Origin of the sequence: Paenibacillus sp. FSL R5-0912 (assembly GCF_000758605.1) — a bacterium.
GTDB lineage: Bacteria > Bacillota > Bacilli > Paenibacillales > Paenibacillaceae > Paenibacillus_AQ.
Genome location: NZ_CP009282.1, coordinates 1,292,500 through 1,305,635, shown reverse-complemented (window position 1 = coordinate 1,305,635; position 13,136 = coordinate 1,292,500). Strand labels below are relative to the sequence as shown.

General features: G+C 49.2%; 12 protein-coding genes. 5 read left to right on the top strand and 7 right to left on the bottom strand.

All coding sequences use genetic code 11. The features are described from left to right. Nucleotides 1-10: 10 nt before the first annotated feature. Nucleotides 11-1,018: a diacylglycerol kinase catalytic domain-containing protein gene (locus R50912_RS05625; protein ID WP_042233074.1), complete on the bottom strand. Its 1,008-nt coding sequence runs from the start codon at nt 1,016-1,018 to the stop codon at nt 11-13. After that, nucleotides 1,015-2,070, bottom strand: coding sequence for an SPFH domain-containing protein (locus R50912_RS05620; RefSeq protein WP_042233072.1), 1,056 nt, complete (start codon nt 2,068-2,070; stop codon nt 1,015-1,017). The genes R50912_RS05625 and R50912_RS05620 overlap by 4 nt, the downstream gene beginning before the upstream one ends. Before the next feature lie 349 nt (nt 2,071-2,419). On the opposite strand from R50912_RS05620, the gene R50912_RS05615 reads away from it, so the two are divergent. Both R50912_RS05615 and R50912_RS05610 read left to right on the top strand, forming a co-directional pair. After that, nucleotides 2,420-3,424: an ABC transporter substrate-binding protein gene (locus R50912_RS05615; protein WP_052416012.1), complete on the top strand. Its 1,005-nt coding sequence runs from the start codon at nt 2,420-2,422 to the stop codon at nt 3,422-3,424. Nucleotides 3,425-3,570: 146 nt separating this feature from the next. Beyond that, the gene (locus R50912_RS05610) at nt 3,571-5,283 is read left to right on the top strand and encodes an ABC transporter substrate-binding protein (RefSeq protein WP_231637781.1); all 1,713 of its coding nucleotides are present in this window, start codon (nt 3,571-3,573) and stop codon (nt 5,281-5,283) included. A 232-nt stretch (nt 5,284-5,515) separates the two neighbouring features. Here the strand turns inward: R50912_RS05610 and R50912_RS05605 are convergent, their stop codons facing one another. From R50912_RS05605 to R50912_RS05595, 3 genes are all read right to left on the bottom strand, one after another. Next, nucleotides 5,516-6,208: a copper homeostasis protein CutC gene (locus R50912_RS05605; protein WP_042233068.1), complete on the bottom strand. Its 693-nt coding sequence runs from the start codon at nt 6,206-6,208 to the stop codon at nt 5,516-5,518. Nucleotides 6,209-6,571: 363 nt separating this feature from the next. Then, entirely contained in the window at nt 6,572-7,303 is a 732-nt protein-coding gene (locus R50912_RS05600) for a ThuA domain-containing protein (RefSeq protein WP_039309665.1), read from the bottom strand. Between the two features lie 113 nt (nt 7,304-7,416). Further along, nucleotides 7,417-8,295: an AraC family transcriptional regulator gene (locus R50912_RS05595; RefSeq protein ID WP_042233066.1), complete on the bottom strand. Its 879-nt coding sequence runs from the start codon at nt 8,293-8,295 to the stop codon at nt 7,417-7,419. A 200-nt stretch (nt 8,296-8,495) separates the two neighbouring features. Between R50912_RS05595 and R50912_RS05590 the strand changes: the two genes are divergently transcribed. Beyond that, nucleotides 8,496-9,155: a sensor domain-containing protein gene (locus tag R50912_RS05590; protein WP_081956389.1), complete on the top strand. Its 660-nt coding sequence runs from the start codon at nt 8,496-8,498 to the stop codon at nt 9,153-9,155. A gap of 353 nt (nt 9,156-9,508) precedes the next feature. On the opposite strand, the gene R50912_RS35510 is transcribed toward R50912_RS05590, so the two are convergent. Then, nucleotides 9,509-10,228, bottom strand: a complete 720-nt coding sequence (locus R50912_RS35510) for a DUF1835 domain-containing protein (protein ID WP_231637780.1) — start codon at nt 10,226-10,228, stop codon at nt 9,509-9,511. Between the two features lie 41 nt (nt 10,229-10,269). Between R50912_RS35510 and R50912_RS34745 the strand changes: the two genes are divergently transcribed. Next, nucleotides 10,270-10,509, top strand: coding sequence for a hypothetical protein (locus R50912_RS34745; RefSeq protein WP_156122961.1), 240 nt, complete (start codon nt 10,270-10,272; stop codon nt 10,507-10,509). 19 nt (nt 10,510-10,528) lie between these two features. Here R50912_RS34745 and R50912_RS05575 read toward each other — a convergent pair whose 3' ends face one another. Beyond that, entirely contained in the window at nt 10,529-10,927 is a 399-nt protein-coding gene (locus R50912_RS05575) for a DUF1835 domain-containing protein (protein WP_042233060.1), read from the bottom strand. Between the two features lie 459 nt (nt 10,928-11,386). Between R50912_RS05575 and R50912_RS05570 the strand changes: the two genes are divergently transcribed. Continuing rightward, complete coding sequence (locus tag R50912_RS05570; RefSeq protein WP_042233059.1) at nt 11,387-12,379, top strand: serine hydrolase domain-containing protein; 993 nt, start codon at nt 11,387-11,389, stop codon at nt 12,377-12,379. Nucleotides 12,380-13,136: the final 757 nt, after the last annotated feature.

The window sequence follows — 13,136 nt, the reverse complement described above, 5'->3', positions numbered from 1 at the left end:
CATATGCATGTTAGACTACCAGCCGTCCCCTCTTCTCCGCGAGACCAATCGTCGCCTCTACGCCGGAGTTGAATTCCAGGTAGTCGCTCTCGACTCCATCGCTGAAGATTACCCCGTCTTCCGGCATCTGCGAAGTAATTCGCAGCGGCATACGGCTGTTGATCCTGCCGAATACCAGATCGGCCGAAGTCGTCCGGCTGGGAAAAGGCTCCCGTACCGTAAAGTAGAGCTCCGGATGATCCCAGGCCAGCTTGAGCGCCGCCCCGTTTTCCTGTGGTCTGTCCCCGTGTACAGACGCATGTGCTTCCATGCCCGCATTTACCGTCGCCTGTTCCGCTGCCTGCCATTGTGCCGCCTGGCTGACAATTCCTGCTGCTCCGGCGAGAACGCTTTTGAGCCAGCCGGTGGAGCCCATGCCGGTGGAGACAATAATCCCGCTGGAGGACTGCTGCTCCAGCGTGCCGTTCAGTTCAAGCTGATAACGGGCCGAGACATGGGTCCGGCGGCCGATGAACAGATCGTTGACACCGTACAGGCTCTGTCCGTCGTTCAGCTCTGCCCTGGCAAGTGTAACCTCGCGCACCTGCCGCTGGCTGCGGAGCACCTCCGGCACCAGCTGCCGCAGGTCCTTAACCGTGAAGGGCAGCAGCACACCATCCCAGCGCTGCGGATCCGGATTCACACCGATCAGCGGCTGCTCCCGCAGGTATTTCAGCGTATTGGCGACCAGACCATCCTGCCCCAGCACCACTACTGTATCCCGCTCTCCAAAAATAAAGTTAGGCACATGCTGCCGGTCCAGAAGCTGCAGCCGGCCTACCGCGCTCAGCTCGGTTACAGCAGCCTCTACCGCCTTGCGGTAAGTGAAGTCCTCGCTGAGATAATCGCTGAAATCGGCCCCCAGCCGTTCAATATAGAACTGGGCCTGCTGGATCGTATTGTAGCGGACCACCAGTTCTTCCAGGCGCGTCTTGCGTTTGATCAGAATAATCTTGTTCTCGGATACCGGGCTGCTCATCGTCCGTTGCCTCCTCTTGCCGCGCCCGCCCCGTTACCCGGCGACCCGGCCATAATTCCCTGCAAAAGATCCGGGGTAATATTGAGCTGCCCGATCTTCCCGGCATTCTCAGCCAGCTCCTGGAACGCGATGGCAATCAGCTTATCCGGATTCATGCCTACATTCGTCAGTGCCTGAAGTACACCTGGTGCTACGCCCTGGAGCGAATTCATCACCGCCGACAACTCGTAGGCCTTGGCATCCGCTTCCGCTCTCTGATTCGCCACCGTCAGTTCAATCAGCTCCTGCTTCTTCTCCTCCAGCGCAGTATCGAAGCTGAGCTGCTCTTCCTTCATCTCGTTCTGCTTCTGCTTCACCGAGCGTTCGGCATCGAGCTGGGTTTCGCGGATCTGCCGCTTCTTCGTCTCCACGGCGATCTCCGTATTCAGCTCATTCTCCTTCACACGCCGCTCCTGCTGAATCGAGGCATTGCGCCGTTCATACAGCGCATCGTCGGCGCTGCGGAGAATCTCCTCCCTGGCCTGCGCCTCCAGCGCGCGCAGCGTTTCCTTATTCGGCACGATCGCCAGAATGGACAGCCCCATTAGCTCGATGCCCAGCTTCTCTATCTCCGCACTCTGTCCGATTTCGAGCGTAATTGTCTTAGCCAGACGTTCACTCGACTGAATGGCTTCCTTCAGCGGCAGCTGCCCGAGCTGCTTCTTGGTCAGCACCTTGGCGATATTGATCACCCGCTGGGCCAGCTTGTGCGGATCATCGGAGAGGTAGGTATTCTTCCGCAGATTATACGTATAGTTAAGAATCTGTGTAGTCTTGCGGTAATCCACGATCCGGTAGGTCAGCTGCCCCTGCACGGTCACCGTCTGATAATCAGCCGTAATTTCCTCGAACATAAACGGTACATCAATCGAAGAGACCGGCACCACTACAACCGAGGTCGTAGGCGCGTAATAATGGAAAGAAAGTCCTACACCTTCCTGCACTACCTTACCGTTCTTCACCTTAAGGACATATTCACTGGGCTGGAACTTTACGAAGCGGAATCCGAACATGGTCATTACCTCCTGCTGTTTATTTTAGAGATTGATATTAACTTAATGTTATTATTAATTTGTTATTAACAACATCTTAGCAGACTTTGATGATATTATCAATATGTTAATAACTAAAATCCGCTATATTTCCCCACACCTAAGAAGACCTGCGGAAGGGACGGATTTCATGCATCATTACAACCCAAACTGAATATTGACTGAATGGCGGCATTCTTCTTTTGCACAAACTCGAGTTCCCGCTTTGGGTTTTGTCCATTGAGTAACGAAGGGTTATCCTCTATGATAATTTAAACGAGAATGATTATCATTATTGGTAATCGGTATACACATGGGAGGCATACTTACAATGAACAAGGCAAGACAACCTTTCGCTATCCTGTGCATCATCTTCCTGATGAGCACCTTACTGCTCGCCTGCAGCAGCAAGAATGATGAAGGCAACGCTGCGGCTAACACAGCTGCCGGCAATACCGCTGCAACCGCCGCTCCAACCGTAGAAGCTACTTCAGAACCGGCAGCCACAACACGCCCTTACACCGATTACAAAGGCCATACGGTTGAGATTCCTGTGAACCCGCAGCGAATCATCTACTCCGGGGAAACTTACGGCGATCTGATTGCCCTGGGCGTACAGGCCATCGGCTATCCGCTCTCCATGGCTGAAGGCCAGGTGTTCAAGGACAAGCTGACCGGGGTAGAAGATGTCGGCTTCCCGATCAACCTGGAGAAGACGCTTGAGCTTCAGCCGGATCTGATCATCTATGCCGGAATTGAAGAGGCTGATTTCGATGCCTTGTCCAAAATCGCTCCAACGATTATCTTCGATACCTTCGCCCCGCTGAAGGAACGGATGCAGGAAATCGGCGGTATCTTGGGCAAGACGGCAGAAGCAGAAGCCTGGCTGGCCCAGTACCAGACACAGGAAGATGCCATGTGGGCCCAGCTTAAAGCTTCAGGCATGAAGGAAGGCGAAACTGCCGCAGTCTTCACCTACTATCCGGGCGACAGACTGTTTGTAATGGCTACAACCGGCCTGTCGCAGGTACTGTATGGGGAGAACGGATTCAAGCCTACTCCGGCGATCCAAAAGGTGCTTGACGCCGACATGGGCTTCCAGGAGATTTCGATGGAGGTTATCCAGGAATACGCAGGGGACCGTATTTTCCTTCTGACGCCGGTAGCTGACGAAGCCAAGGCATCGACCGACAAGCTGCTGGAGAGTGCAGTCTGGAAAAGCCTGCCGGCTGTTAAGAACGGCTATGTCTATACACAGGACATCATGAAAACCTCCAGTGATGCCGCCACCAGAGAATGGCTGCTGGGTGAAATCCCCGCCATGCTGAATAAGTAACGATTACGCATGCAGACAGGACGAATATTAAAAGCAGCTTATCAACTAATGTTGATAAGCTGCTTTATTTTATATACAATGAGGTTTATTGATAATCGTTCTCAATATACATCTAAATTCAACTGCCCTGAAAGGAGTGCTGAGCCTTGAGACAGAATGCCTTGAATCCGGGACTCCCCCCTGCCTCCGCACTCGCAGCGGCTCCGGCCCTGCCGGCGGTTCCGCTCCGCTCCCTGCTGTTTCAGCTGAAGGGCATTGAGCTGGTAATCCAGAGTGCCAACACTGTGTCCGCTGTGCAGACTGCCGGTCAGCATACACTTCTGATCTTTACCGGAGGCCGCGGTGAGCTCTGTATCGGGGAGCAGCCGGCCCTTTCAGTACATGCAGACAAGTGTTGTCTGCTGTCCCCCGGAACTTCCTACAGTACGGATAACGCAGAAATGACACTATACTATTATTTGATATCCTTTGCCGCTATTACGGCTGGAGATTCCCCTGCTTCCCATACAGCTGAATTGCTGCCGGGCCGGAAAGAGCTAATCGTCCACCCTTTCACCCGGGTGATCCGGCTCGCGGAAGAGCTGCTTGCGAACCCGGGCAGCGGGGACGAGCTCCAGTATTTCAGACAGCAGCTGCAGTTCCAGGAGCTGCTGCTCCTGCTGTTTGAACATAATTACTCCACCCGCCAGCTGCCCAGTCCCGCGCAATCCGTGGAGAGTACGATCCAATTCCTGCAGGATCATTATATGGAGAGCATTACGGTGAAGCAGCTTGCGGAGCTGGCACAGGTCTCTCCCTGGCAATACACCCCTATCTTCCAGAAGCTGACCGGCAAGCGGCCGCTCGATTATCTGACCGATCTGCGCATCGGGCACTCCAAGAACTATCTGCTGGAATCGGCCGAGCCGCTGCGCGAAATCGCCCGGCTGGTCGGCTTCTCCGATGAATATTACTTCAGCCGCCGCTTCCGGCAGAAGACGGGAGTCACGCCCGGGCAGTATGCCCAGGCCCAGCAGCGCAAAGTTACCGTCAAGGATTGGACGGGGCATGAAGTGGAAATTCCGGAGCGGCCGAAGCGGATTGTCTACCACGGGGAGACACTGGGAGATTTGCTGGCGCTGGGAGTCAAGCCTGCCGGAGGCGATGAGGCCTTCGCCCGGAACAGCGTCTATAAGCACAGGGTCAAGAATCTGGCCAATGTCGGCTTCCCGCTGGACCCGCAGCTGACCCGGCTGATCAGCCCCGACCTGATTATTATCGCGAATTCGGACGAGCGCGCCTATACGCGCGTCTCCGGTATCGCCCCGACCCTCACCTTCGATTCGTTCGCGCCGCTCGAGCAGCGGCTGCGGATACTTGGCGGGTGGCTCGGCAGGCAGCGTGAAGCGGAAGCCTGGCTGGAGGCCTATCACGCCAAAAACGCTGCCATGTGGCAGCGTCTGTACGCAGAGGGACTCCAGCCGGGAGAAACCGCCTCCGCGTTGGTCTACGACCATGGCAACCGCCTGTTCGCTATGGCGATGACCGGACTGTCCACGGCCCTGTATGCTCCCGGCGGCCTGCAGCCGACGGCAGAGATTAAGGGCCTGCTGGACCAGGGGCTTGGCTTCGGCGAGGTTGATCCGGCGAAGCTGCACAGCTATGCGGGGGACCGCGTCTTCATGCTCATCCCGGAGCGCCCGGACTCGCGGGAAGCCATGGAGCAGCTGCTGCGGACGCCGCTGTGGAACAGCCTGCCCGCCGTACAGGAGGGCCGCGTCTATATGCTCGACGGCGCCAAATGGAATTCCGGCGATGCCCTGACCCGCGAGCGGCTGTTGACCCTGCTGCCCAGGCTGCTGGGGGGAGCGGGCGGGTAGCCCGGGCAGTGGCTTAGGTTGCCGCCTCTCTACAGCTCAAATGTTTATTTTGCCGCTTCAGGAGTAAAGTCCTTGATTTTCAGCAACAGAATGCCCAGGCCGGCTTCGCTTCCGGCAGTTCTATAGTGCGGCCGCCTGCGGCCCGGCTCCATTTCAGCTCTCCGTTCCAGCTTCTGCTCTTTGCGCAGTTCATGCAACGTCCGTTATGTCAAAGTGCCAAAGCTCACCTCTTCTATGGCTGGAGTATCCTGCGGACAGCTTCCAGCCGCCGGGGGTCAACAGGCTTCAGCGGATCACCGTCCAACCGGACCGCTGAGCCGAAGTGTACCCGGCTGACTGCGGTATGGGCAAGGAAATCCTTCAGGCTTGCAGCGTTTAAGCCGCTGCCGGCCAGGATGGATAGCGGAGTATCTGCAGACAGCTGCTGCAGTACGGCAATCCGTGCCATTCCCTCCGGCGAAGTAGCTACGGCACTGCCGCCGGAGGTCAATATATCCGTAATCTGCGGATACCGCTTCAAAACTTCTAGGGCCTCAAGCTGATCCCGCACCTCATCAAAGGCCCGGTGGTACGTAACCTCCATTCCGTCCGCAGCATCAATCAGCCGGATTAGCAGTTCTTCATCTACAGTCCGGTCACTGCGGAGCATACCCATAACCAGGGATAAGCCGCCTATCCCGGCAATGTGGCGGATATCGCGCAGCATCGTTTCTGCGTCGGATGGGTCATACATGAAGGAATATGCATGCGGCCTCACCATCACTCTTACGGGAATACTGACTGCCTCCCGCACAGCTTCAATCAGCCCTAGGCTGGGTGTTAATCCGCCTTCACGGATCCCGGTAATCAACTCGATCCGGTCCGCTCCATAACGTTCTGCTGTGATTGCATCACTTACTGTCGTGGCTATGACCTCTAGCAGCATAATTCACGCTCCTTCCCTTCCTTGTTTTTTCTTGTTCCTAATCATCCACGCCGCGCCCGGTCATTTCTATCCCAGCCGCCCGCTGCCTCTAGTTGCTCCACCGCCACATATCATCAGCCTCTTCCACGATCCAATAAATTTCATTCAGTATAAAGGATTCCGCAGGCTGATGCATCGAAATGTTCACCATCCAAATTTGTGAAGGCCAGCCTCAAAATGAAAATATTGTACGTAGTGCTACTCGAGCCTCCCTATACTGAAGCATTTTTAAGGATTGTTGTATCCGTTAAGCGCAGCAGCACAAAAAACCGCCAAACCGTTAGGTCTGACGGGTAACTTTTCTATCGACTGCAAGGCTAGAGGTTATACACCTACTGTGCTTCTAATCGGCTCAAGTGCCTCGGAATGGCCGTACACCGGAACATCACGCTTGACCGGAGCACACCAGTTCACGCCGTTGATGATAACCTGCTGAATTTCCTTGTTGTAATAGGTTGGATAGGACTCGTGGCCGGGCTGGAAATAGAAAATATTCCCGCTGCCGCGCCGGTACGTTGATCCGCTCGGGAACACATTGCCGCCTTCGAACCAGCCGACAAAGATCAGGCTCTCCGGTGCAGGCACGTCAAAGTGCGCCCCGTACATCTCTTCCTGCTCCAGGTCAATATATTCGCCGATGCCTGCGGCAATCGGATGGCTGGGCTCCATCACCCAGAGGCGTTCTTTCTCCCCGGCTTCACGCCATTTCAGATCACAGCTTGTGCCCATGAGCTTGATGAAGATTTTGGACATGTGGCCTGAATGCAGCACCACCAGCCCCATCCCCTCCAGCACACGCTTATGAATCCTGTTCACTACCTCGTCACTCACTTCCTGATGGGCAACATGCCCCCACCATACCAGTACATCAGTGTTATTCAGCACTTCTTCTGTCAGGCCATGCTCCGGCTCATCCAGCGTTGCCGTTCTTGTATCCAGTCCCGCTGCGCTCAGAAAAGAGGCCAGCTGTACATGTATGCCATTCGGATAGACCTGGCGGATTCGTTCTTCCTGCCGCTCATGGCGGTATTCATTCCATACGGTTACTCTGGTCACTATGGACACTCTCCTGTTTCAAAGGTGAATTTTACGGTTAATTTTAGTTTTTGACTACTTTTTATACCTCTATCATACAAATCTGCAAGCAGGCTTTCTTCCTGCATTCTTGCTCAATTATTCCCGGATATTGTCTTGCGGTATTTAAGCGGAGAGATCCCCGTAGCTTCCTTGAATAAATGGTGAAAGGTCTTCCCGCTGCCGAACCCGGCCGCTTCCGCTACCGCTGACATCGGCAGGTCTTCATTGAGCAGAATCCACTTGGCCTTATTCAGCCGGTATTCCGTCAAAAACGCGACAAAGGTCATCCCCGTATTCTTCTTGAACAGCTTGGTGAAATAATACGGGCTGAAGCCCATGTACCCGGCCACCTCATTCAGTGTAATCGCTTCCTGATAATGCTGCTCCACATAGCTGAAGATCCGCTCCAGCCGCTCCAGCGTCTCTCTGGACTGGGACAATGTGTCTTCCGAGAACTTGGGCTGCTTCTTGACCCTGCTCTTCGGCACCTCCCGCATAATAACCGTCAGCATTTCAAACATCCTGGCCTTAATCAGATAAGCGTAGCCTTCCCGGCGCTGTGTATCCTCCTCATAAATGCTCTCAATCAGAGCCTTTATACTGGCGGCAGCCCCTTCCGGCCACTTTGAACTGGAGAATTCCATCTCCATGAACATATCCCGCAGCGGATAATCATTGCCTCCCAGTGCTGCAACCTCCTGAAAGAAATTCAGATCAAACTGTATCACTACCCGCTCACTGCCCGTTGACGCCAGGAAATAATGCACATCTCCGCCGTTGATGAACTGCACTTCACCCTGCTCCATCCGGATCGGCACATCATTGATTCCCAGATTCAGGCTTCCCTTGGTTACATAGATAATTTCGATTTCTTTATGCCAATGCGGATAGGTCAGATCATCTCCTCCGCAGACCAGGCTGCGAAACGGAAAATGCTTGTCCACATCCGGAATTTCCAGATAGATATTCATAAGCGCGGCTCCTTGTCCGGGATATTGATCACTGCACACTCTATATTCATTTTAGAGAAATATGCCTGCCCATGCCACCTTAAAGTAAAGGAGAGCCGCACTAGACCAAAGACCAGTATTATTCCCGCCTCCGGGTGCGTGTATTGTATGGATTTAACCTTTATACTGAAGAAGGTAAAATTTGGAGAGGGGTTGCCCTGATGTTACGACGAAGTATAAACGCGTGGAAAATGCTCATGCTTTCTTTGCCTAAAGGAATTATCGCTTTTGTTATTGCCGTTACAGGCCTATGTGTAAGTCTGCCTCTGGTAATTATATGGGTTGGGCTGCCTCTGCTGGCCCTGACACTAACCTGGTGCCGCACGATGATGATCAGTGAACAGAAGGCTGCTGAAGCCTGGTCTCATGGTAAAGGGGGGGCCGCGCAGCAAATTATGCCAGACCATCCGCCTGCCTTCCGCTGGGAAGGTCTGCGGACATTAGGATACCAGCTTCGCCAAGGCCAGTCTTACCGGGGAATTCTGTACAGCATACTGCAGCTGCCCGCAGGTATTCTGGGATTCACCCTTGCTCTTACCCTGCCCTCGGTTGCCATTAGCGCCCTCCTGTCGCCTGTAGTCCAGAAAGTCAGCTCTTCCGTATTCTCCTATGACCAGAATGTGCTGGACCCGGATGTCTTCGTGTTCCTGTCTGATACTACACCGGACGAACGCTCCTGGATCGTATGCGGAATGGGATTTGTACTGCTGCTGATCCTGCCGCTACTGCTATCGGGCCTTGGACGTTTGTATACTGCCTGGATCAACATGATCTCTGGAACACATCAGGATGTGAAAGCTCCGCTCGAAATATTAGCGTAATGATTTGTCACTCTTAGTGGTTATATTTCTCAATATTCTCCAAGTAAAATATACAATTATTCCAAGTAGCATTAGACTGGAGAATTCAATTATTCTCCACATTGAACTATATTCATGTCCAAATGTTATTTTATGTTGTAGATAATCCATAGTCGTATACTCATTTACAATGTCTGGAACATATTTCTTTGAAAGATACATCCCGCGAATAATCTGAATAGCATAATAAACAAATGCAAATATTAGTCCTACAATCAGGCTTCGGATTAATGGTTTTTTCATAGTGACCTCCTTCTATTCAATAGGCAGCCAATGATTTTGGCTGCCTATTGTCATGCTGCTATCATTATCCGTTAGCTCAACCTACGGGTGCCAAGTTTAACAGAGAACTGATACAAGGGCCTTGGCAGTCCGCTAAACTTTAAAACCCCTTGGTTAACTAAGCTCCATATTCTATTGGTAATAAATGAATACCCTACGAGTTGATGAGACGTATCACATACTCTCGCGACGACACTCCCCGCCTTGATAAACCCATTCTCATCTTGTTCTTGCTCTAGTTCAATGACTGACCTTATTATCACTTCGTCCAGAGCAGATTCATCAGTACCTTTAACAGAACCTTCTTTCCACAAACGGAGCACATGATTTTCATTCGAGAGCATTAGCCATTCTGATTCATACCTTTTTCTTTGGTTAGGATCAAGAGGAGCACCTTCATAATTCTTTTTTACGATTTCCTGAAAATGCTCTCGATCGATTAAACCACTAAAATAGGGGTTTAATCCTTCTTTGTAATGAAGCCCAGTAGCATTAAAGAGTTCTGTCACATTGACAACATTAACTGGCTGTTTTCGATCTCTCAACAAATGTATTACGAAACGTAAGCCTGTCTGATCATGTGCGTTATCCGCGCACCAAATGACAATGGTTTTACTTTCTGGAATATTCTTTACTGCCTCTACCATTTTCGCAAGCAGATGCTCTGGGACATAGCTAAAGTCTCCATCGTTTTCCGTCAACCAAAAAAGTCTATTCTGCTGCCCAGTTTTCTGTGAAAATACGTCTGGCACTGCGATAAACGCACGGCTTACGCGGCGCACCCAGTCCAATTGTGTTCGGTTTTTCGATTACATTTGGCCTACGCGGCGCACCCAGTCCAATTGTGTTCGGTTTTTCGATTACATTTGGCCTACGCGGTGCACCCAGTCCAATTGTGTTCGGTTTTTCGATTACATTTGGCCTACGCGGTGCACCCAGTCCAATTGTGTTCGGTTTTTCGATTACATTTGGCCTACGCAGTGCACCCAGTCCAATTGTGTTCGGTTTTCCGTTAAAATATGTTAATAAATGAAAAGACGATGTTCTGTTTTTTAGCCACGCTGCTCATTTTCATGCTGGAGTTGTGCCTTGAAAGACATGTTTGTTTTCGTATCTAAATTAGTTATGGGTCCAACTGAAAACAATTCATTGAATGCTAAGACTTGGCATAGCTCCCGTTTGCCGATTTTACTTAGAGTTACTTTTAATGAACCTGCATCAGAGAGGCTGAAAACAAGATAGACATATTGTTGGAGTTCATTCATTTGTAATTTATGGTTGTGAACCGCCTCTATCTGGGTTTGAAGTATATTAACGAGTCCTGCTGCTAACTTTTTTTCTTCAATACTGCCGTCCTTACCATAACGATCTACTGTATTTAACAAATTGTAAAGGAACAACCGCAGATCATTTCCATCAAATTGATGTAGGCTATCGTAGAACTTCTCCATGGATATCCTCCTCACAGGGCATATCCACTATAGTACCATATATTGTAATAATCCTACCTCTAGTTGTATAGTAGCTACTGCCTCTGCCGCTATCGTTTATCTAGGGAGGAAGGAATATCTCTATTGTAGCATTTTCCATTTGATGCTATCATTAGTTTAATGACATATTGATTTAGGTTACCTATTTCAAAGAAAAGTGGGTGTGGTATTTTGCAGAAGAAAGAGATTAGTCTAGGTATACCTCGAAATGACGGGCAATTAAGTATTATATTAAATAAAGGGGGGGCACGTACTGGATCGGGGAAAAAACGGTTAGGTATAACAAAAAAGATATCCTTGACTCTAACAGAAGATAAATGGAAAAAAATTAATTCTTATTGTAATGCGAATGAAACATCTCAGTCAGAAGCATTGAGAAACATAATAAACCAATATTTTGAAAACTAAGGAGTGTCAATATTGCCGAGTATAGCTGAAAATATTGGTGATTATATAAAAGAATATCAAAGCAATAATTTGTTTTCAGGCGCGGTCTTGATTTCAAAACAATCTGAGATTATATACTGTGAAGGCCATGGAAAAGCAAGTTATGAGTTAGGTGTACCTATTACATCAAAAACAAAATTTAGGATTGGCTCCATCACAAAAACTTTCACAGCCGTTTCCATATTACAGTTGGTTGATAAAGGTTTACTAAAGTTAGATGATCGTATTGAAAAGTTTTTCCCGTCACAGAGAGAGGGGGACAAAATAACAATTAGCCACTTGTTGTCTCATACATCTGGTATTCAAAATTATACCGAAAATCCCACTATGAACGAATGGGCTAATGTTAACGTAAGCCCCGATGAAATATTCCAACGTTTTTCAAACAAAGAATTACAATCTAGTCCTGGAACTGAGTATTCCTATTCAAATTCAAACTACGTTATTCTTGGTATGGTAATTGAAAAAATAACCGGTAAATCTTATGATTCTGTTATTAAAGAAGGTATTTTCGACCCTTTGGGGATGCAAGATTCAGACATTGAAGTAGCTTTTAGAATTGTGGAGAATCGCTCAACAGGATATGAGCTGGATCAGTCGCAGTCACTAATTTACTCACCATTTTTTAACACCACTAACGCCTTTGCTACTGGGAATATTACCTCTACAGTTTCGGACCTCCATCTATGGGACAGCGCTTTATATTCCGACAAGTTCATCTCCCCCAGTCTTAAAAGCAAAATGTACAAACCTATATTATACAATTCACAATATGGTTACGGATGGTTTATACAAGACACTCCTTTCGGGCTAGTTGCTTTACATAGCGGGGGGATCTCTGGTTATACCTCAATGCTTTTAAGATTTTTAGATAGTGGAATAACAGTTATTGTACTCAGTAATATCTCGAATGATATTAGTGAGATTAGCAAGGGACTAGCTGCTATTGCTCATAACCCTTTATAAAATCCCAAATTAATAATACAATCTGACGCTAAAAAAGTGCCGTTTTTTGTTCCGACAGCTAGGCTCAACTGCCTATTGTCATAATGCTATCTTTTGCTGTTAGCTAATGAATACTCTAACTTTCTTTGCTTTTCCTTTCAATTACGTAAAATAACAAAAAACCGAATATCAGACCGCTAATTGTATGAGCTGTTGTTCCCGAAGTAATCAAAAGGTAGCCCAAAGGTAAAGCATTATATGAAATAGACAAACCAGACCAAAATAATAGTGGAAATAAGGAGACATAGAGTGAAGGTAAGCCGAAAATACAGAGCTTAATCCAATTTATTTTCCATTCTCCAGTCTTTCGCAGTAATTCAAATAATCTTAGTAAACCGAGTAATAATCCTAAGAAAATCGGAAAAAGAACAGAAAAGACAGCACTTGTTAGAGGGTGATACGTTATGCGTGCTTCTACCTCTAAATGATGTTGATAGCTTAATCCGAATATAAAAACTAAGCCCACGATTACTAAGAATCCCAAATAAACAAGTTATTTACCCAAATCTTATTCATTTGTTCACCTCCTCTTATTTAGTCACCTAGTATAACTTGATTCCGCACGCTCTTGTCTGTTAGCCCATCGTCTTTCTCCTATTTATGCATCCCTCCGTCACTTCCACCATTAGTCAGTCGACAGTCGTATTTTTCTCCTAAGTACAAATCAAAATGACTGTGTATATGCGTATTTGGTGAAAGGTCAGTTGTCATGTCCCAA

Excerpts from the sequence above, each read along its gene's own strand:
- R50912_RS05590 (WP_081956389.1), top strand. The coding sequence starts at position 8,496 with ATGTTACGACGAAGTATAAACGCGTGGAAAATGCTCATGCTTTCTTTG.
- R50912_RS05615 (WP_052416012.1), top strand. The coding sequence starts at position 2,420 with ATGAACAAGGCAAGACAACCTTTCGCTATCCTGTGCATCATCTTCCTG.
- R50912_RS05605 (WP_042233068.1), bottom strand. The coding sequence starts at position 6,208 with ATGCTGCTAGAGGTCATAGCCACGACAGTAAGTGATGCAATCACAGCA.
- R50912_RS05575 (WP_042233060.1), bottom strand. The coding sequence starts at position 10,927 with ATGGAGAAGTTCTACGATAGCCTACATCAATTTGATGGAAATGATCTG.
- R50912_RS05625 (WP_042233074.1), bottom strand. The coding sequence starts at position 1,018 with ATGAGCAGCCCGGTATCCGAGAACAAGATTATTCTGATCAAACGCAAG.
- R50912_RS05620 (WP_042233072.1), bottom strand. The coding sequence starts at position 2,070 with ATGTTCGGATTCCGCTTCGTAAAGTTCCAGCCCAGTGAATATGTCCTT.
- R50912_RS05595 (WP_042233066.1), bottom strand. The coding sequence starts at position 8,295 with ATGAATATCTATCTGGAAATTCCGGATGTGGACAAGCATTTTCCGTTT.